The 20,277-nt window shown below is 57.1% G+C and carries 10 protein-coding genes and 2 pseudogenes; 4 read left to right on the top strand and 8 right to left on the bottom strand.

Going from position 1 to position 20,277, the window contains the following annotated elements; all coding sequences use genetic code 11:
• Positions 1-3: 3 nt before the first annotated feature.
• A complete protein-coding gene (gmtY, locus tag ACYZTU_RS06690) occupies positions 4-1,467 on the bottom strand; it encodes a gamma-mobile-trio recombinase GmtY (protein WP_461968895.1) in 1,464 nt (487 codons plus the stop codon).
• A gap of 130 nt (positions 1,468-1,597) precedes the next feature.
• Between gmtY and ACYZTU_RS06685 the strand changes: the two are divergent.
• Positions 1,598-2,992, top strand: a pseudogene (locus ACYZTU_RS06685) (FMN-binding glutamate synthase family protein); the annotation flags it as partial.
• Here the strand turns inward: ACYZTU_RS06685 and ACYZTU_RS06680 are convergent.
• From ACYZTU_RS06680 to ACYZTU_RS06655, 6 genes and pseudogenes are all read right to left on the bottom strand, one after another.
• On the bottom strand, positions 2,970-3,764 hold the full coding sequence (locus tag ACYZTU_RS06680) for a hypothetical protein (RefSeq protein ID WP_461968893.1): 795 nt from the start codon (positions 3,762-3,764) through the stop codon (positions 2,970-2,972). The pseudogene ACYZTU_RS06685 and the gene ACYZTU_RS06680 overlap by 23 nt on opposite strands.
• Positions 3,765-4,048: 284 nt before the next feature.
• Positions 4,049-4,480, bottom strand: a pseudogene (locus tag ACYZTU_RS06675) (glycosyltransferase); the annotation flags it as partial.
• A complete protein-coding gene (locus ACYZTU_RS06670; protein WP_461968891.1) occupies positions 4,474-4,848 on the bottom strand; it encodes a GtrA family protein in 375 nt (124 codons plus the stop codon). The gene ACYZTU_RS06670 and the pseudogene ACYZTU_RS06675, both read right to left, overlap by 7 nt.
• 150 nt (positions 4,849-4,998) lie before the next feature.
• On the bottom strand, positions 4,999-6,507 hold the full coding sequence (locus tag ACYZTU_RS06665; RefSeq protein ID WP_461968889.1) for a glucosyltransferase domain-containing protein: 1,509 nt from the start codon (positions 6,505-6,507) through the stop codon (positions 4,999-5,001).
• A gap of 1 nt (position 6,508) precedes the next feature.
• Positions 6,509-7,450: a glycosyltransferase family 2 protein gene (locus tag ACYZTU_RS06660; RefSeq protein WP_461968887.1), complete on the bottom strand. Its 942-nt coding sequence runs from the start codon at positions 7,448-7,450 to the stop codon at positions 6,509-6,511.
• Positions 7,447-7,821, bottom strand: coding sequence for a GtrA family protein (locus tag ACYZTU_RS06655; RefSeq protein ID WP_461968885.1), 375 nt, complete (start codon positions 7,819-7,821; stop codon positions 7,447-7,449). Before ACYZTU_RS06655 ends, ACYZTU_RS06660 begins: the two co-directional genes overlap by 4 nt.
• Before the next feature lie 256 nt (positions 7,822-8,077).
• Here ACYZTU_RS06655 and ACYZTU_RS06650 point away from each other — a divergent pair, with 256 nt between their 5' ends.
• Complete coding sequence (locus ACYZTU_RS06650) at positions 8,078-9,202, top strand: OpgC family protein (RefSeq protein WP_461968883.1); 1,125 nt, start codon at positions 8,078-8,080, stop codon at positions 9,200-9,202.
• 818 nt (positions 9,203-10,020) lie between these two features.
• On the opposite strand, the gene ACYZTU_RS06645 is transcribed toward ACYZTU_RS06650, so the two are convergent.
• Complete coding sequence (locus ACYZTU_RS06645) at positions 10,021-11,442, bottom strand: amino acid permease (RefSeq protein ID WP_461968881.1); 1,422 nt, start codon at positions 11,440-11,442, stop codon at positions 10,021-10,023.
• A gap of 504 nt (positions 11,443-11,946) precedes the next feature.
• Between ACYZTU_RS06645 and ACYZTU_RS06640 the strand changes: the two genes are divergently transcribed.
• Together ACYZTU_RS06640 and ACYZTU_RS06635 are read left to right on the top strand one after the other, a co-directional pair.
• Complete coding sequence (locus ACYZTU_RS06640) at positions 11,947-15,060, top strand: transglycosylase domain-containing protein (protein ID WP_461968879.1); 3,114 nt, start codon at positions 11,947-11,949, stop codon at positions 15,058-15,060.
• Between the two features lie 151 nt (positions 15,061-15,211).
• Positions 15,212-20,272: an NEL-type E3 ubiquitin ligase domain-containing protein gene (locus ACYZTU_RS06635; RefSeq protein WP_461968877.1), complete on the top strand. Its 5,061-nt coding sequence runs from the start codon at positions 15,212-15,214 to the stop codon at positions 20,270-20,272.
• The last annotated feature ends 5 nt before the right edge of the window (positions 20,273-20,277 follow it).

The raw sequence follows: 20,277 nt of genomic DNA, 5'->3' as shown, positions 1-20,277 counted from the left end.
AACCTACTTCCTCAACTTAGGATAAAGACCTGACATATAGCCACGTGGATCAATATCTTCAAAACCAGATTTAAGTACATCATTCCAACTTGAGAAGGAAGGGATCATTTTTTCATCGCCCTCCCCGCTCTCTACGCGTAATCTTGCAGCTTCCAGAGCGGTAGTAACATCGGCCAGACCAAGTGATGTATAAGGCACTTGTGACTCTAGAGAGGAGTGATGCATTGCCTTCTTAATAGTCATCGGGTCCAGGCCCGCTCGCCTCATTCTGCGGCCATAGGCGTGACGATGAGCGTGAGGAGATAGACCTTCAACTTTAGAGGTTGAAAAACCAATCCTAGCGAGTGCATTGGCATAGTTCTCATTAAAAGCGCCAAGTTTATAAGGCTCGCCCACGACTGACTGTTCATAAGACACAAACGCATAGGGATGGTGTCTTTCAACAGACGCTAAATACAGTAAGTGCTCTCGCCACAGCTTGAGAAATAAGATCCCAAACTCCAGGGGAAACCAGTGAACCTGCATAAAGTGATCGAGATGATCAACGACTCTCGACTTCCACCCGACGTGTTGTGTCCCTGACAGTTTAGTGCGAGGGGTCAATGCATAGACTTCACGCAAATAGGCAGAGCGGTTCGATTTTCCTGTTCGCGACTTCCAATCGTCAGGAGCCCTGCCGTCTTCTGGGTGATATATACGAACCTGGGCATTTGCGTGATTTGCTGGATCAATGTGGACGTCTTGAACCCAGAGGTGCAGTGGCTCACTCTCCCTGAGGCTGCCGCCGTGCATCAACAGTAGGATCAGTTGGTCACGAACCGCGCATCGGCGATCTTTAGCACTTCCGAAACCATCAAGAAATAAGCTCTCGAAGAGTCTTTCTGGAAAAGCAATGGCATCGTCATCCAGCTTGCTTAGTCGCTGAGCGCCCTTGATGTTCCGCGCAGACATCGCCGTCGAGCCAGCTGTCTTGTCTTGAATGTGGCCGAGGAAATCGTGATGGGTTCGCCTGTGCCAAGCGGCATACATCAGGCGCTGGTCGTGAGTAGAGGCGCGTACGAGAGGATTCAAATGCACGGCACCGCATTCTTCAGCCAAATAGTCAGTAAGCCCTCGGAGCGCAACGATATGACGACCAGCAAGAGCCCTGCTCGAAGGAGACCAATACAACCCTGAGGGGTCAGTTCCATCATCACCGATTGTCCCGGTGTACAGCCTTGTCGCGAATGCCTGAAACAGGGACTTGGGATCGTCGAAGCTCGACTCGTTAACTGACATGTAGTCGATCAACAGCCTGACAGCACGAAGCACCATCCGCTGCCAGCTTAGGCTTCGGTCATGCTGGTGTCTGAGGATGTATTTCAGAAGGGGGAGTACGACTCCTCCCGATGCCAAAAGGACGGGGACCTCGGACTGGATGCCACTGTCATCGATTACAACCTTTGCCGCGATCTCTACCGTAACCACTCAACAACCCCTTTCCCAGAACCGGCAAATAGTACACTTAGTGCCATAGACCAGTAAAGGCACAATGATGGCGCAAGCCTCTATCCCGGCCTTCTCCGGGTTAGTACAGTTTTCGAGGCGCCCCTAATAAGAAATCCGTCAGTACCTGCTCGAATCCGACAGCGACGCCCTGCCCTTCTCCCGGGCCCAGCGTTCGCTGGTCTATTCGCGCGCCAAAAACGAAAGCGCCGACAAACCCTTCGGCACGTTGATCGACGTGTATCAATCAGGCTTCGAATTCATCGGCCACTCCATGCGCCCGGCGCCGTTGAGCGACCCGAGCAGTTTCCGGGTGATCGTCGGCGGCCCGCAGTGCACGCAGCCGTACTCGGCGTCAGTGTTCAACATTTCGGCCATGAGCTTCGGCTCCCTCAGCGCCAACGCCATTCGCGCGCTGAACCAGGGCGCCAAACTCGGCAACTTCGCCCATGACACCGGCGAAGGCAGCATCAGCGCTTACCACCGGGAAAACGGCGGCGACCTGACCTGGGAACTCGGCAGCGGCTACTTTGGCTGCCGCACCGCCGACGGGCGCTTCGACCCGGAACGCTTCGCCGCACAAGCGCAGACGCCGCAAGTGCGGATGATCGAAATCAAGATGAGCCAGGGCGCCAAGCCCGGTCATGGCGGGATTCTGCCCAAGCACAAAGTCACCCAGGAAATCGCCGAAACCCGCGGCATCCTGATGGGCGAAGACTGCATTTCACCGTCACGCCACAGTGCGTTTTCCACGCCGATCGAACTGATGCACTTCATCGCGCAACTGCGTGAACTGTCCGGCGGCAAACCGGTGGGCTTCAAATTTTGCCTCGGCCACCCGTGGGAATTCATGGGCATCGCCAAGGCCATGCTGGAAACCGGCATTCTCCCGGACTTCATCGTTGTCGATGGCAAGGAAGGCGGCACCGGTGCCGCGCCCGTGGAATTCACCGACCACATTGGTGTGCCGATGCGCGAAGGCCTGCTGTTCGTGCACAACACGCTGGTGGGCCTGAACCTGCGGGACAAAATCAAACTCGGCGCCAGCGGCAAGATCGTCAGCGCCTTCGACATCGCCAGCGTCCTGGCCATCGGCGCCGACTGGGCCAACTCGGCGCGCGGCTTCATGTTCGCCATCGGCTGTATTCAATCGCAAAGCTGCCACACCAACAAATGCCCGACCGGCGTCGCCACCCAGGACACTCTGCGCCAACGCGCGTTGGTGGTGCCCGACAAGGCCCAACGCGTCTTCAACTTTCACCGCAATACACTCAAAGCTTTGGCGGAAATGCTTGCCGCTGCGGGACTGGAACATCCTTCGCAGCTATCAGCCAAACATTTGGTACGGCGCATGTCGGCGACCGAGATCAAACTGTTCTCGCAGTTGCATGTGTTCTTGAAACCGGGGGAATTGCTGACCGGTGAAGTGAATGGTGAGTTTTATTCGCGGATGTGGCAGATGGCTCGGGCGGATAGTTTTGAGCCTAATGAGGTGGCTGCTGCGTAAGCATTGATTGCGCGTCAGCCTCGGGCGAGGTTGGTGCTGCATCGAACGTGAATAGGCGGGCCTCGATCCCCGCACCCTTGATCGTCAGTGTTTGTTTCCAGTCATTGGCGAACAACACCTCATTTTCAGATGCAGGTAAGTCGGTTATCCACCAGACCCTCCCGGCACTCAGTTTTAATTCACGAACGTCATTGAAAAAGACCCACTTCTGGTGCTGTGGTATGAGCGCGTATCCGCCTCGATCAAGGTCATCGCGCAATCCACTCAACGACGATTTGATGTGAAATCTCGGCTGGATACCTGAGGTGTTGTAGTAGGTGAACGGTAAGTAATAGATCAGAGAGTCGAAAACGATTTTGTCACCCGGATGCGCCTGACGGGTAATCTCGACCGCCATTGCGTCCAGCCTGAAATCCTTGCGCAGAGAGGTTCCATCCAATCCATCTGTTTGCCTGTAAACAGCGAAGAGTCCCTGTACTTCCACCACGACCAAGAGAGCCACTGCCACGGCGACAAACAGGGTTCGCCGTGGCCCCCACGAATCAAGTGCAACAGCACAGATCATGGGTAACCCGACAGCAGCGAACATTAGGTACCTAGGGACAAAAAGGGGGACGATCAGTGACAGCAGAAAAACCATCAGGATAGGTAGCAAGGCTAATAACAACGCAGCTATCCAGGTTGCCCTTCGCGTCGCCACTAGACTCATCAATTTCACGCAAAGCAACAGCGTGCCGACGTCTGCCAGTGCACTCAGCGAGCGCACAGACAAAACGCTGTCTCCGAAGAACAGCTAATGCAACAAGACATAGTAAAGAGATGGATGGACGTCCCGAGCAGTAATGGACCAGATCTGCCAGGGTGTTTCCCTGGCAAGCAGCAGACTGAAGGCCTCGTCATACCAGATAGACGGCACGGTGATAGCGTGAAATCGCACGATCAAAGCAAGGATGATCACCGCGATCAAACCAACACTGTCAACAGTCAGGTTCGAAGATCGGCTGCGGAAGGCTCGGATAGCATTCATCGTTTAGATAATCCTTTTCAAACGGTTCGGCTCAGATTCCACAACTTCCAGCCATTGAATTTGCTCTTGCCTGACGATCGCGATGCACGGTCGTACTCGATGACTACCGTGCTAAACCCGGCCCAGGCCAGCACGCCTTTCATGAATAGTTGCTGTTCGGACAGCGTCTTGATCACGTCCACCACCTTGCGATCCATCAAGCGAAAGTCGCCGACGTTTTCTTCAATGTGGGTGTAAGCAATACGGTTCAGCAGGTGGTAGAACATCGCCGCGCATTGACGTTTGAGATAGCTGTCGGATGAGCGATCACGACGCTTGGCCAAGACCACTTCGGCACCGTTCTCCCATTCGCGAATAAAGCGTGGAATGACATCTATCGGGTCTTGCTAGTCCACATCCATGGGGATGACGACATCGCCACTGGCATACTCCAGGCCTGCGAACAACGAAATCTTCATGCCTCGCGCTCACGAAACACTACAAGTTTCGCGAATAAGAACCCGCCTACCAGGCTCAACAGAGAAAACGAAGCAACGGTCACGAGCCCATGAAATTGCCACATATCAGCAACGCGCCCGACGCCGTAGCTCAATACGCCCATGAAGCCGACAAATAGCAGATATCTGTAGACCGACGCCTGGGTATCAAACGTAAAAAGCGCATTTACATAGAACGAAAACGAAGCAGCGACGCAAAACGCTGCAAAGTTGCTGGTTGCCTGATTGAGTTCGCCAGCCGTGGTGAGCACGAAAAAAATCTGCCAATAAATGAGCGTATTGGCCACCCCAATCACCGCGTAGCTAAAGAATCCTTTCCATAAACTTTCCATGCTGGTTCCTGCCAATAGCCCTGTTTCAAGTGTCTTTCAAACTAAGTGACAACCCTGTAATGGTCTACTGTCAGAAGTGACAGGTAGGCGAGCATTCGAGACTAACGGTCACTCTCAGACGATGTCGTCGCGAGCTGCGTCCTTCACATTTCACCAGCGAAGCGCCTTGATCGGGGCCGGCTCTTTCATGACGATAAAACCGTAATCACCCAGTAGATAAATCCGGTAGTAAGGGTTCTCTACCACCGGTGGATAACCTAGATAACCCACCCGGGTCGCGTTACGTCGCTCCCTCTCCGCCACCACGTTGGTGATGCCCACTTTCGGCAGGTTCTCGGCCAGCATGAAAAAGTCGATGTTCAGCAGATAGTGCAACACCGGCATCTGCTTGAACGAGCCCGCCGCCCCCGGCAGCCAGTGATCGGAATAGGTCACCGACAGGTAAATGCGCTTGGCCTCGCGCAGTTGTCGATTCGACGCGATGTCGCGCTCAAGACTCAATAGCGCGCTGGACGCAAAGGCTTTCTGCACCGTCAGCACCCGCCCATAGGCGTACGACAGCGAAAGCATTGCCAACAACGGAACCGCCAGCAACAGCGGCAGCCATTCGTGGATTCGTGCCAGCGCCAGATGGCTCAAGTAGAACAACAGCACCAACAGGACCGCGAAGCCCATCAGTGTCCTGGCCCCTTCATTGAAGTCCCGAAAAAACAGCGCCATACCCGACACCAGCAAGGTCACTACCGGTAATGCCAGCACACAGATCAGACCGATCAGAATTTTGTTCGCCGTGCTGTCCTGACGCGCCACGACGTTGAGCCCCAGGCGAACCGCGCCGGCAATAGCACACAGCAACAATCCGGCGAAGACCCAGGCAAATCCGCCGTGAAACAGCAGCACGACTTTTTCCAGCACCCTGGCGATGTTGACGTGCAGTTGCAGCAACGGTTCCGCTGTCCAGTTCAGCAGCAGGGTACGATTCTGTTGAGTGAACGGATAAGCACTGACGGCGTAAATCAGGCAGCCCAGGAAGGCCTGAGCGATTTTCCAGCCGATCAAACCGCACCACTGCGGCCAGGCTAGTTTGTCATTCGCGCTCCTGAGCACCTCCAGGCAACACAACCCGAGAAACACATTGAAGCTCACCTGATACAGCCCTATCGCCAAGGCAATCAGGAAAGACGGCACCAGCCACTGCAGAATGCGCGAAGGGTGACGAAACGTGATGGCGTAGATGACCGCCACCAGGCTCAAGGCCATGGCAGGACCGTCGTATTGATAGGACAGGTTTTGCAGAAAGAACGGGTTGTACCAGAGCGGCAACGGCACCAGGCAGCAAGCAATCGTCGGTTGCGGGTAGTAATGAAACGTCAAGCTCGTCAACGCCGCGGCCATGGCCAGCGTGGCGATCAATAGCGGCAGCGGAAAAATGTTCGGCGCGGCATCGCTGAAGGTGAGCAGGTTGTAGAACAGCTCGGTGAATAGTCGCCCCTGCCCCGCCCAGGCTGTACCGGCTGACAACGATCGCCAGTTGTCATCGATATACGGATAGTCCGCAAGGATGAGCGGAACGACATACACAAAGGTCGCCAACAGAAAAAACAGCCCGACCTGGCGGCGCCCGAGTTCCTTGCTGAAAAAGTCGCTGAACCTGCCCATGCTAAAACCCGAGCCGGTCTTTGCCGCCGACGACGTCTTTGACGATGTAGCGCGGCCGATGCTTGGCTTCGATGTAGATTCGGCCGACGTATTCACCGAGGATGCCGATGCCGATCAGCTGTACGCCGCCGAGAAACAGAATGGCCGTCATCAACGATGGGTAACCGGGGACGCTGTTACCGAACAAAACCTTGTCCAGCACCATGTACACCGCGTAGAGCACCGCGAAGATCGAAATACCGCCACCGACGTAAGTCCATAAACGCAACGGCACTGTACTGAACGAAGTCACGCCTTCCAGCGCCAGGTTCCAGAGCTTCCAGCCATTGAACTTGCTGGTGCCCGCCACTCGCTCGGCTCGCTCGTATTCCACGACCACGGTGGTGAACCCTGCCCACGACAGCACACCTTTCATGAACAATTGGTGCTCGGGGAGCGCACGTATAACGTTGACCACCTTGCGATCCATCAGCCGGAAATCCCCGACGTTTTCTTCGATCCGGGTGTAAGCGATACGGTTAAGCACACGGTAGAACAGCGACGCGCTATGGCGTTTCAGGTAACTATCGGCGGTACGATCCCGGCGCTTGGCCAGCACCACATCCGCACCTTTTTGCCATTCATCAATCAACCGCGGGATGACGCTGATCGGATCCTGCAAATCCACATCCATGGGAATCACCGCATCGCCGGTGGCATATTCCAGGCCGGCGAACAACGCCGGTTCCTTGCCGAAGTTGCGCGAGAAGTTGATCAGCAATACCTGATCATCGGCCTGCGCCAGGGCCTTGACCTCATCAGCCGTGCGGTCGGAACTGCCGTCGTTGATGAACACGATCTCGACCTCTGCCTGCCCAAGCCTCAACTCGCGACGCACTGCCTGATAAAACAGGCTGATCGCCTGTTCTTCATTGAACACCGGAACGATTAACGAGACTTTCATGCGTTACGCTCGCGAAAGACCACGTACTTTGAAAACAGAAAGCCAAGCACCAGGCTCAATGCCGAAAACATGGCCACCGTCAGTAGACCGTGAAGTTTCCACACGTCTCCTGCATGGCCGACGCCCAGACTCAAACCTCCCATGGCCCCCAGAAACAAAAGATAACCGCCAACCGAGGCTTTGGCATCGAAGGTGTAAAGCGCGTTCATGTAGAAGGAAAACGAGGCGGCAACGCAGAAGGCTGCCAGGTTGCTGACAGCTTGACTCAAGTCAGCCGCCACACTCAGCAGGAAAAAGATTTGCCAGTGGATCAGCGTGTTGGCGACCCCGACCACCGTGTAGCTGGAAAATCCTTTCCACAAGAGCCTCATGGTGACTCTCCCGTTTCACGTCATAAAACTTTGAACCTGTCTACTGTCAGAAATCACAGGTCTGCGTGCCTTTCAGACCAGCGGCTCTATGCGACAGCGGTTAGGGCCACCGCCATGCCGGGAGACATCCCGAAATACCCCGGCTTTGCAATTGCCTGCGAATCACGCCACCCTGCGCGCCGCCGATGTGCGGCGCGTAACCTTTTGGCGCCTTCGGCTACTCCTTATTTCAACACCCGTTCACGAGCCCGCCGTCATGACGTTTGAGCGCGATCACCGAATCGACTTTTTTCGCGGCCTGGCACTGATCTTCATCTTTTGGGATCACGTGCCGCAAAACCCCCTTGGCCAAATCACCCTGCGCAACGTCGGTTTCAGCGATGCCGCAGAAATATTCGTGTTTCTCGCCGGCTATGCGGCCGTTCTGGCCTACGGCAAAATTCTTGCGCGCGATGGTTACCTGATCGCCTGCGTGAAGATTCTGCGGCGCGCCTGGGTGCTCTACGTGGTCCACATTTTCCTGCTGGCAATGCTGATGGGCATCGTGTTCTTCGCCAACAGCCATGTGGAAACCCGCGATCTGGTGGAGGAAATGGGCCTGCATCACTTCGTCACCAACCCCCAGCAAGCGTTGACGGATGAGTTACTGCTGCGCTTCAAGCCAAACCTGATGGACCCGCTGCCGCTGTACATCGTGCTGCTGGCAGGATTGCCACTGATCCTGCCGTTGCTGGTGCGCAAGCCGTGGGCGGTCGTAGCGGTGTCATTGGCGGTGTACCTGCTGGCACCGCGGTTTGGCTGGAACCTTGCGGCAATCAAGGACGGTGTGTGGTACTTCAACCCCGTCACCTGGCAACTGTTGTTTGTCCTCGGCGGCTTTGCGGCGGTTCACGGGCAGCGGCCACGGTTGCCCGACGCTCGCCCGCTGTTGCGCCAGCCCTTGTTTGTCAGCGCGGCGGTGTACGTGGTGGTTACCGGCGTGATTACGGTCTCCTGGCGCTGGCCGGAAATACACGATGCCGTGATGCCCGCCAGCCTGAGCAACTTGCTGTACCCGATCAGCAAAACCGATCTGTCGCCGGTCCGTCTGCTGCACTTCCTGGCGCTGGCCTATGTCACCGCCAGGCTCTTGCCCGGCGGCGGCTGGACGCAAAACTGGCTGGCGCAGCAATGCTGCCGCATGGGGCGCTACTCTCTGGAAGTTTTCTGCCTCGGCGTGCTGTTGGCGCCCTTGGCGGACATGCTCAACGCTCTGACCGACGATGCGTTTGCCATGCAGGTTTTCACGGCGTTGGTGGGTGCCGGGGTGATGGCGTTGCTGGGGGCGTGGCTGGACTTCAATAAACGCCTGAATCGATCAGTGCAAACCGCGACAGCCTGAAATGCAAAAAGCCCTGCCAATGGATCGGAATGCTGTTCGCTTAAAAAAATGGATGGCGGCCAGAAAGCCGGGCGGGTTTTGATCGTGTACATATCCGTTTCTGCGGTCACGGCGGCTTATGGTTCCGCTCTTACAGCGTGTCACTTTCGAAAAGCGCGAAAGTAACCAAAGCGCTCTTGCCCCTTTCGTTCGGTGCCTCGCTTAGGCTCGGCATGCCCTCGCTCCGGTCCTGCTCCGTGGGCCCGCCGCCATCGGCCATCCATGGCCGGGGGCGGCTAACCCGGCATCCATGCCGGGTTGCCCACTGCGCAGAACCTCCACTCGGCCTCTCGAGGGGGCGTGCACCGCAATAGCCAAAGCGAGGCGGCCTACCGGCCGGCCTGGCTTCAAGTGAACGCATTTCCTTGTAGGAGCTGTCGAGCAAAGCGAGGCTGCGATCTTTTGATCTTGCCGTTGCTGTTGCTTAGCTTTGGCTCCAGATCTGCCGCCCCTTTTCCCAGAGGCCGAACGCAGGCGTTGCGCAGGGGGTACCGCGGCAAGGATGCCGCGGTAGCCGCCCCCGGCCATGGATGGCCGATGGCGGCGGGCCCCCGGAGCAATGCCGGAGTGAGGGCATGCCGAGCCTAGGCGAGGCACCGAATGGCGGGGCAAGAGCCCTTGGTTACTTGGTGTTGGGCGGCATTCCGTATTTCCAAGTGACTCGCTGTAAAAGCGAAACCGCCAGCAGCCGTTACCGCAGAAACGGATATGTACCCCAACCTTAAGTGAACAGCCTTACGGCCAATGGACCGGGGCTTTTTCATTTCAGGCGTTACGCCTTACGAAGCCGAACGCACTGCACCTTGCGACACATTGGTCGGTTGCAGCTTGAACACGTAGAACAACACCGTCAGCAATACCAGGAACGCAGGGCCTACATACAGCGCCACGCGGGTTTCCGGGAAGTAGGCCATCAGGCCGACCACCAGCACCAAAAACGCCAGCGCCAGATAGGAGCTGACCGGGTACAGCCACATCTTGTATTTCAAGCCGGCACGTTCGCTGGCGCTCAGGCCTTTGCGGAACTTGAGCTGGGCCAGCAGGATCATCACCCAGGTCCAGATCGCACCGAAGGTGGCAATCGCCGTCACCCAGACGAAGACTTTTTCGGGCACCAGGTAGTTGAGCAGTACACCCAGCAACAAGGCGCCGATCGACAACAGCAAAGCGCGACGTGGCACGCCGTTGTTCGAGGTCGTGGCGAAGCCGGCCGGGGCCTGGCCATTCTGCGCCAGACTGTAGAGCATGCGACCGGTGCTGAAGATGCCACCGTTGCAGGACGACAGTGCGGCAGTGATCACCACGAAGTTGATGACACCGGCTGCGGTCTTGATACCCAGACGCTCGAAGGTCATCACGAACGGACTGCCCTGAGTGCCGATTTCGTTCCACGGGTAGATCGACAGAATCACGAACAGCGCGCCGACGTAGAACAACAGGATCCGCCAGAACACCGAGCCGATCGCATTGGGAATGGTCTTCTGCGGATTCTTCGCTTCACCGGCGGTCAGGCCGATCATTTCGACACCGAGGTAGGCGAACATCACCATTTGCAGCGACATCAGCACGCCTTGCACGCCGTTGGGCATGAAGCCGCCATGGGCCCAGAGATTGGAAATCCCCAGCGCCACGCCGTCGTTGCCGAAGCCGAACGCGATCACGCCAATGCCGCCGATCACCATCGCAATGATGGTGACGATCTTGATCAGGGCGAACCAGAACTCGAACTCACCGAAGGCTTTCACCGCGATCAAATTGATCGAGCCCATGCTGACCAATGCCGCCAGCGCCCAGATCCAGCGCGGCACATCGGGGAACCAGACGCCCATGTACACCGCCACCGCGGTGATTTCCGCAACGCAAGTCACCAGCCACAGGAACCAGTAGTTCCAGCCGGTCAGGAAGCCCGCTAACGGGCCGAGGTAGTCTTGAGCATAACGGCTGAAGGAGCCTGCGACGGGGTTGTGCACCGCCATCTCGCCGAGGGCGCGCATGATCACCAGGATCGCCAGACCGCCAATGATGTAGGAAAGCATGATGGCCGGGCCGGCCATCTCGATGGCCTTGGCCGAACCGAGGAACAGGCCGACGCCGATACAGGCACCGAGCGCCATCAGGCGAATATGCCGTTCGCCGAGTTCGCGTTTGAGCGGGCCGCCTTGAGCGGTCTCGCCGTGGGGCAGGTGATTGCCGACTGGCATAGGGGTACAACCTCATCTTGTTATTGGATATGACCACCGAGTAACAAAGCGCTGACTGGTAAGTCATTGCTTATGAGAAACCGGGCCTGCTTCGTGGGCAAACCCGTCTTGTAGGACAAAACCTCCAAGATCAGCGGGGCGTGCAGTATAAAAAGCTTCCTACAGGGCTTTTCACTCTATAAACCACAACATTCAGCGAGAACTCTCGGGAAAAGCGCGGTTTACGGAGGGGCATTACCTGGCTTATGCAGGAGTATTCGTCACTGAAACGGCGCGGAGTATTGCACGGTAATGGTGCGTCGTCATGCCCCCTGCCCAGCTCTTGTTTACCGTTCGACGTGTCTAACTCAACCATTGCAGACCCCTTCACCACAAAAGCTCCTTTCCACAGGCACTTAACGATGAGAATTCGATATTTGTGTGTTCACAATTTTTTCGCCATCGCCAACCACCGTCTAAGCTTCAGACAAGCCCGATCAATTTGCGTGAATGGATCAGTCGACTATGGGCGTTTTATGGCAAACCGATTCGAGTAAAAAAGTGGTTCCGACTGAACGTGTGGATGAAGTGTCTTTACCTGAAAAACCTCGTCGTTCCCGGCACGGCTGGGGGGCTTTCTGGTTGTTGTTGCTGATTATTCTGATTGTCCTGGGTCTGGCTGCTGCCAAGGAAATGCGCACCTCGAAATTTCAATCCCGGGAAGTCAGCCAATTTGCCACCTCCCTGACCTATGCCATGCAACGCGGCCCCAGCGACGCCATTCGCTATCCGGGCGCCGGACCTTTCGACCTGCGTCTGGGCTACAGTTCCATGGATGAATTCCTGCCGCGTCTGATCAAGCGCGATTACGTTATTGCGTCACAAAGCCGGTTTTCCCAAAAGCTGATGGACTACACCGACAAGGGCCTTTTCGTGCCCTACGCGGAGAAAATTCAGGCTGGACTGTCGATCACGGATTGCCGAGCGGCACCGCTCTACCAGTACAAATACCCACAACAACTTTATTCAAGCTTTGCGGCGATCCCTCCCGTAGTGGTCAACAGTTTGCTGTTCATCGAAAACCGCTTCCTGCTCGATCCCCGTCAGCCCCGGGCCAACCCCGCGGTTGATTGGCCGCGCTTCGGCATGGCGGCATGGTCCCAGGTCGCCAAGTTATTGCACCTGCCAGGCCAGTCGGCGGGCGGCAGTACCCTGGCGACGCAACTTGAGAAGTACCGGCATTCACCCGATGGCCTGACCGTGTCGGGCGCGGAAAAAATCCGCCAGATGATTTCCGCCAGCGTGCGCGCCTATCAGGTCGGACCGCAGACCCTCGAAGCCCGGCAGAACGTGGTTCGCGATTACCTCAACAGCGTGCCCCTGTCGGCCGTACCGGGCCACGGTGAAGTGCATGGCATGGCCGAAGGTTTGCGCGTCTGGTACGGCGCCGATTTCAACAAGGCCAACGAACGGCTGGCCAGCAACGCGACAGATCCGAAAAGCATGTCGGAAAAAGGCTTGGCGCTTCGTGAAATGCTCTCGTTGATGATTGCCCAGCGCCGCCCTTCCCATTACCTGACCAAGGGTCACGAGGAGCTGGCCGGCCTCACCGACAGCCACATTCGCCTGCTGGCACAGAACGGCGTGATCGATGCGCCCCTCGCCGCAGCGGCTTTGGCCAGCAAAGTGACCTATCGCGACTGGCAAACCCAACCCACCATCCAGCCGATCGAAACCAACAAAGGCATCAGCGTGGCGCGCAGTCGATTGGGCGGGTTGCTCAATCGGCCGCTGTACGACCTCGATCGTCTTGATCTCTCGGCCACCAGCACGCTGCAAGGCGATCTGCAAACCCAGGCCACCGAATACCTCAAGCATTTGGCCGACCCGGTTTTTGCGACACAAATCGGCCTGATGGGCGAACGACTGCTCACCCCCACCAGCACCACGCAAGTGCGCTACAGCTTCACCCTGTTCGAACTGACCCCGGACGGCTCGCGGGTGCGGGTGCAGACCGACAGCACCGATCAGCCGTTCGATATCAATGAAGGCAGCAAGCTGGAACTGGGCTCCACCGCGAAAATGCGCGTGCTCACGACCTATCTGCAAATCATCGCCGAACTGCACGAAAAGTACGCTGAGATGACCGTACCGGAATTGAAGAAAGTCGACGTCCCGGATCAGGATCGCCTGAGCCGCTGGGCCGTCGATTACCTGATCCAGAATAAAGACCACAACCTGCCGGCAATGCTTGGTGCCGCGCTGGACCGCAAATACTCCGCCAGCCCCGGCGAAGCCTTTTTTACCGGCGGTGGATTACACACATTCGTGAACTTCCGCAAAGAAGACAACGGCCGCTTGCCCACTTTGCGCGATGCGATACGTGAGTCGATCAACCTGCCATTCATTCGGCTGATGCGTGATCTGGTGCGCTACACCACCTACTCCGGCCCCAACAGCAGTGCCGAATTGCTCAAGGACGACCGCGACCCTCGGCGTCAGGAATACCTGGCCTCGTTCGCCGACCGCGAGGGCACGTCGTTCCTGCTGAAGTTCTGGAAGAGGTACAAAAACAAGGACACCCAGGCACGGCTCGAAACCTTCCTCGACAGCATGCGCCCGACGCCGATTCGCATGGCCGCCGTGCATCGTTATCTGTTGCCACAGGCCAGTCAGGAAAGCTTCAACACCTTCGTGCGTTCACACCTAAAAGGCGCCAAGCTCAGTGAAAAACTGACGGACGAGCGTCTCGAAAGGCTCTACGAAAATTACAGCCCCGGCGTCTACGACTTGCCGGATCAGGGCTTCATCGCCAAGGTTCACCCGCTGGAACTGTGGCTGATGGGCTACCTGCTGAACAACCCGGATGCCAAGTGGAGCCAGATCGTCAAAGCCAGCCACTTCGAACGTCAGGAAGTCTACAGTTGGTTGTTCAAAAGCCGTCACAAAGGTGCACGCGACAGCCGCATTCGCACCATGCTGGAGATCGAAGCGTTCCTCGACATTCACCAGCGCTGGCAACAAGTCGGTTATCCGTTCGATCACCTGGTGCCATCACTGGCCACCGCCATCGGTAGTTCCGGCGACCGCCCGGCGGCATTGGCGGAGCTGATCGGCACCATCCTCAACGACGGTGTGCGCATGCCGACCCTGCGCATCGACAGCCTGCACTTCGCGGCGAACACGCCGTACGAAACCAAACTGATCAACGACCCGGACGTCGGTAAACGGGTGATGCCTTCCGAGGTCGCCACGGCCATGCGCGAAGCCTTGTCGCAAGTGGTGGATGCCGGTACGGCCAAACGTGTTTCTGGCAGTTTCATTACGCCGGACGGCAACCCGCTGGCCATGGGCGGCAAGACCGGCACCGGGGATAACCGCATTGAAGCTATCGGTTCGGGCGGACGAATTCTCAGCTCGAAATCCATCAACCGGACAGCGACTTTCGTGTTCTTCATCGGCGATAGCCATTTCGGCACCTTGACCGCGTTTGTGCCGGGGCGCACGGCGGAGGCCTTCAAGTTCACCTCGGCGTTGCCGGTCCAGGTCCTCAAGGGCATGGCGCCGATTCTGACGCCGTATCTGCAACCGGGTACTCATACGCAATGCCTGCCGGTCGAGGTAGCTCGCCGCGGATAAAAAAGGGTGGTAATTAATTATTTTCGGCATTGATAATTCCAATGCGTTGCGCGGAAGAACGCTTATAAAAACAGCGGCAATTCAGGCTTTTAGTTTGAGCCGAGGGCGTTAGGCTGATGCCTCCTATCAATGCCCAAGGTTTAACAACAGCATGCCTGACTTACAAGGAAGTACGTCTGAACTGTCGGCCGACAATAAAGGTCGTCATTACGCGTTCATCGAGAGCCGAATTCACTCCACATTCAAGAACGCTCCGTTGCGAAGCGTCAGAGAGCTGGCCCTAACGAAAACAACGCCTGCACCCTGGATCACGACAGCCACGGACCGCGATCACGCGCACTTGCAAAATGCCAACCTCGAACTCTGGTCCTCTCGCAACAAGATCGACCGTTTCCTCGACAAGTTGCAAAACGTTTACCAGTTCGCCGAACCATTACTCGCTGACGCCCTGAAGAAACAATTCGGTGTTGAGGTCGATGTAAAAACAACTTACTTGTATCTTTATTTACCCAAAGAAACACCTTGGTACATCATCGATTCGAACGATGGGTTCGTCACTCGAACCGTATCGCTGCTTGATGCCGCGCTGCACAACTTCGCCGCCAACGAAACCTGCGAACCGGACTCGGAGTTCATCAGCCAGCCCGATTCCCATGGGCACTTCGCGGTGTTGCCGATCAAACGCAAGATGTCTATCCCCAAGTTTCAGAATTTGTGCCGCGAACTGGACATCGGCGCGCACTACAGCCAATACCTGGAGGAACAGCTGCGGCCCAGGGATGGCGTTGCGCAGTATGTGTTGCAGCGCTGGATCACTGACAGCGAGAAAGCGGCCTTCAAGGCGGCTGCACAACAGGCGGTGATGACCGGAGATATCGACGCCGAGGCCCGCGACCTGATCCTGAAAATGCTTAACGGCCAGCGCAACCTCATCCGCAACGGCAGACCGATGCAATTCGCTGAACTGTTCATTCTGAACAGCCGGCTGACCGGCATCGTACTGATTGCCCCGGACCTGGAACGGCATCATGGTGTCGTACCGGTGATCGCTTACGTGCCGCAAGACCCGGAACACCCGCTCAAGGAATACCCCTCGACCAGCGCTTTCATGAGCGAACTGACTCGGCAACTGCGCGTCAATGCCGTCATCTCTTCCACCGGCATGAGCTATCAACAGTACTTCAGCCGGTTCGTTGATCAGACGCAACGAGGGCATTTTTTCGGCGAACTGCAACAACGCCTGTTCGATGTGAAATGGCATGACAGAGCAACCACGGACCCGCTTCCGAACTGGCGCGAAACCCCGAAAACCGCTGTCAATCTGCAATTCAACGTAACGCCGATCAGAGGCGATCTTTATGAACACCTGTACCAGACAAAACTGAACAAAATTCTCAACGACGCCCAACACATTGCCGTGTCAACTGCCGATACCGACCGCAATGCACGCTGGGCGTGGTGGGACAACTTCAAGAAAATAGTCTCGGACATCTTCAATGTGGCGTTGTTGGTCGCCACACCGTTCGTCCCCGGCGTGGGGGAATTGATGATGGTCTACACCGCGTATCAAATCACCAGCGACGTTATCGAAGGCATTGTCGACCTGGCCGAAGGGATGTGGATTGAAGTCGCCGAGCATGTCGTCGGCGTGGTCACGGACATCATTCAATTGGCCCTGTTTGCCGCAGGTGCGAAGCTCGGAGAGATAGCCAAGCTGAAACTGTCGCCGCTGGTCGAAGGCATGAAACCGGTGACCCTTCCCAATGGTGAGCCACGGCTGTGGCATCCCGATCTTAAAGCTTACGAACTATCACGTGTGACCTTGGCGACCGATTCCAGACCCGACAAACTCGGCCTGCATGCCCACGAAGGGCAATCAATTCTGCCGCTGGATGACAAACATTTCGCCGTGCACAAAGATGCACAAACCGGCGATTACCGCGTCACCCATCCGCAACGCCAAAATGCCTACAGGCCCGAGTTACAGCACAACGGTCTCGGTGCCTGGACCCTTGAAGCGGAGAACCCGCGGACCTGGGAAAGGCGGACACTGATGCGGCGCCTCGGCCACAGTGTCGATGCCTTCAGCGACGCTGAGCTGGAAAACGCGCGCATCATCAGCGGCACTGAAGACGGCGCATTGCGCAAGATGTACGTCGACCACATGCCCCCGCCGCCGCTTCTGGAAGACAGCCTCAAACGCCTGGAAATCCAGCGGCTGACCGGTGAAACCCTTCAACGGATTCGAACAGGTCAGGCGCTCGATCCCTCCTCCTACTGGTTCGAGCCGATGGCGACTTACCTGGATGGCTGGCCTGCGGACAAAGCCATCAAGGTTTATCAGAATGCTGATCTGACAGGGCCTTTGCGCCAGTACGGCAATGCCGCCGCAACCGACGAGCAAATCCTGTCCACCAGCCTTTCTCACATTTTGAGCGAGCAGTTTGCGCAACGCCTGATCGACTTTCTCGATGAGCCGCAGCTCGAAGCATTGCTCGGTGGGACATTTGCCAAAACCGAACAGGTGCAAGCACTGCGCAGTCGCCTGGCGGATGAAGCGCAAGGTCGTTACGCCGATGTATTTAACTATTTGTATCAAGGTGCACAGGCCAGCACCGATCCTCAGGTACAACTGATTCGCGGAGCCTATCCCGAGTTACCCACCCGTGCGGCAAAAACCCTGTTGAACCGCGCCGAAGGTGCTGACCTCGAGCGCATGGCCCAGGAGCGCCAGCTGCCATTAAGTATCAAAGTCCGCGCCCGTGAAGCCGCTTTCGAGGCACGAACCAACCATGCCTATGCCGGGTTCGAGGACGCGGGGCAGTGGATGCCGGAAACCGAAAGGCTGATGTTGAACGCGCTGAGAATTCATACCGACACCTTCCATGGTCTGCGGATCGAGGTGCGTGACGCCTCGGACATCGGGCCGCTGCGATGCAGTGTCGGTTCCCAGGAAGCGTCGACGGTCCGCGTGCTGATCCGGGATGAAAGGGGCCGGTATGAAATCAGGGATGGCGACAGTCATTCACTCAGTGAAGCGCAGGACTTTTACGAAGCGATCCTCCAAGCCTTGCCCGCGGACAAACGGGCGCAGTTGGGCTACTGGCCAGGTCAGGGCAATTTTCTTAAGCAATGGGTGAAGGCCAAGACCGAGGCACCCGCCGAGCGTCGTACCGCGCTGGCCGAGCCGCCGATCCGCACGACCCCGGTATTCGAAGACATGCTGTTGTTGCGCGGCCCGACGCTGTCCAGATCGGCGACCACGCTCACCGAACGGGTGGAGGATTTGTATCCGCACTTTAGCGAGCGCGAGACCCGCACCTTTGTCCGCTCCCTCGGCCCGGAAGAACAAGGGCATCACACACTGACACGACTAGAACGCGAGCTGGATGACCTCAAGGTGCTGCTCAATCAGTGGCGATTCCAGCAGCCTGATGGTTGGGGGCCGGGCAGCCAGTCCTTTCGCGACAAGGGAGGACTGCACATTTTCGAGCGCCTTATCGAATGTTTCCAGCGCCAGGCGACGGTCTTCGGTGAACGCAGTATCACTGCTGAGGGCGGTTATGCGCTGGACCTGTCCAACGAAATACTCCCCGTCAACCTTGAGCGGTGGTGGAAAAAGCTGCCGGATCTGAAACGCTACCTTGATCAGATCGACACGTTGAATCTGGACCGCACACGTTTTTCCGCAAAAGCTTCCGGCCTGCTCAAAGACTTCCCGCATCTACGGCAGCTGAGTGCCAGGGCCTGTGAGTTGAAACAACTGCCCGAAGGCATCGGCCAGATGCACTTCCTTCGAACCCTGCGCCTGATCGACAACCAGATCACGTTGACAGCAGCGGATGTCGAGCGCCTGAAGAATCTGACCCGTCTGGAAACCCTCAGGCTCGACGACAACCCGCAATTAGGCCTGTTGCCGAACGTTGAGCGCATGCCCAGGCTGAAAGTGCTGTGCTTGAGCAACACGGGCTCCACCACATGGCCCCAGGGCGTCCTCGGGCCATTCAACAAGCCTCGGCCCCGGGGTTTTTTTCTGGATTTGCAGCAAAACCCGATCAGTGAAATCCCTACCGTGGTGCCGGGCTCCCACGATGCCTTGATCGTGGCGCGCACCCGCGTGCATCAATGGGATCTCTCTGACACCAATAAGGTTGTGTTCCAGGAATATCGGCGCTCTGTCGGCCTTTCGCCTGAGCAAGCCTATGCCCAGGTGGCATTGGACGCGATCGCCCGATGGCCCATGAAGGACGACTCCGAATGGTGGAGTAACAACGTCTCCGGGCTGGGCACCTTTAGGGAAGAAGCCTGGCACGATCTGATGAGCGAGCCTGGCTCCGAAGGCTTTTTTGAGCTGATCCAAAAACAAACACTCGGCGCCGATTACCGGACCGGCGGTGAAAGGCGCGACCAGCTCAGCAGTCGGGTCTGGCGGATGATCGAGGCCATTGACCTGGACACCGGGTTGCGCAAGGACCTGTTTGAAATGGCGACGGCGCCCACCACCTGCGCCGATGCCGGTGCGCAGGTGTTCAACCACATGGGCATCAAGGTGCTGGTGTCCGAAGCCTATGCCTTTTCGACGTCGACCGAGGACCTTGAAAACAGCTTGGCCACCCTGGCAAAAGGCGCCGCTCGCCTCGCACGGGTGGAAGACATCGCGCGCGCTGACTTCTCCAGTCGCGAAGGTAATCCTGATGAAGTGGAGGTATTTCTCGCCTATGAAACCGGCCTCGCCCAACGCCTCGGTTTACCCTGGCAGTCGGAGTCGATGTTGTTCCGCCCGATAGCGGGCGTCAGCGGCAAAACCCTCAATACGGCCTTCGACACGGTGATGTCGATGGAAGCCGGCGATGGCTTGATCAATGACATGATCGAGCTGCCGTTCTGGGAAAAATACTTGCGTGATACGTATCCGAACGAGTTCACACGCAACATCCGGCGGTACGAACAGAAGACAGAACTGCTGGATCAACTGCGCGAAAGCCAACAGGCCTGGGTCAGTGCCAAGGGAGGGTCGACAGCGCACCGGCAAAACCTCAAACGGCATCTTCAAGACCTGGCCAGGCAACTGGACATCGCCGACAGTAGCGTGCTCGTCGATCGAGCGATGAGCGATGAGGTTTATGGCCAATTACTTAACGACATTGGCTATCAGGAAAAGGAGCTGAGCAGGCGGCTGACACGCCAGGCACTGCAAAAGTCCTCGTCATAAGGTTC

This window comes from Pseudomonas sp. HLT2-19-2, from assembly GCF_054898005.1.
The sequence above is the reverse complement of the archived record's forward strand: the minus strand, read 5'-3'. Positions and strand labels throughout refer to the sequence as shown.

Bases quoted from the DNA above. Each gene is read 5' to 3' on its own strand.
- ACYZTU_RS06670 (WP_461968891.1), bottom strand. From the start codon at position 4,848: ATGGAAAGTTTATGGAAAGGATTCTTTAGCTACGCGGTGATTGGGGTG.
- ACYZTU_RS06665 (WP_461968889.1), bottom strand. From the start codon at position 6,507: ATGGGCAGGTTCAGCGACTTTTTCAGCAAGGAACTCGGGCGCCGCCAG.
- ACYZTU_RS06660 (WP_461968887.1), bottom strand. From the start codon at position 7,450: ATGAAAGTCTCGTTAATCGTTCCGGTGTTCAATGAAGAACAGGCGATC.
- ACYZTU_RS06655 (WP_461968885.1), bottom strand. From the start codon at position 7,821: ATGAGGCTCTTGTGGAAAGGATTTTCCAGCTACACGGTGGTCGGGGTC.
- ACYZTU_RS06650 (WP_461968883.1), top strand. From the start codon at position 8,078: ATGACGTTTGAGCGCGATCACCGAATCGACTTTTTTCGCGGCCTGGCA.
- ACYZTU_RS06645 (WP_461968881.1), bottom strand. From the start codon at position 11,442: ATGCCAGTCGGCAATCACCTGCCCCACGGCGAGACCGCTCAAGGCGGC.
- ACYZTU_RS06640 (WP_461968879.1), top strand. From the start codon at position 11,947: ATGGGCGTTTTATGGCAAACCGATTCGAGTAAAAAAGTGGTTCCGACT.
- ACYZTU_RS06635 (WP_461968877.1), top strand. From the start codon at position 15,212: ATGCCTGACTTACAAGGAAGTACGTCTGAACTGTCGGCCGACAATAAA.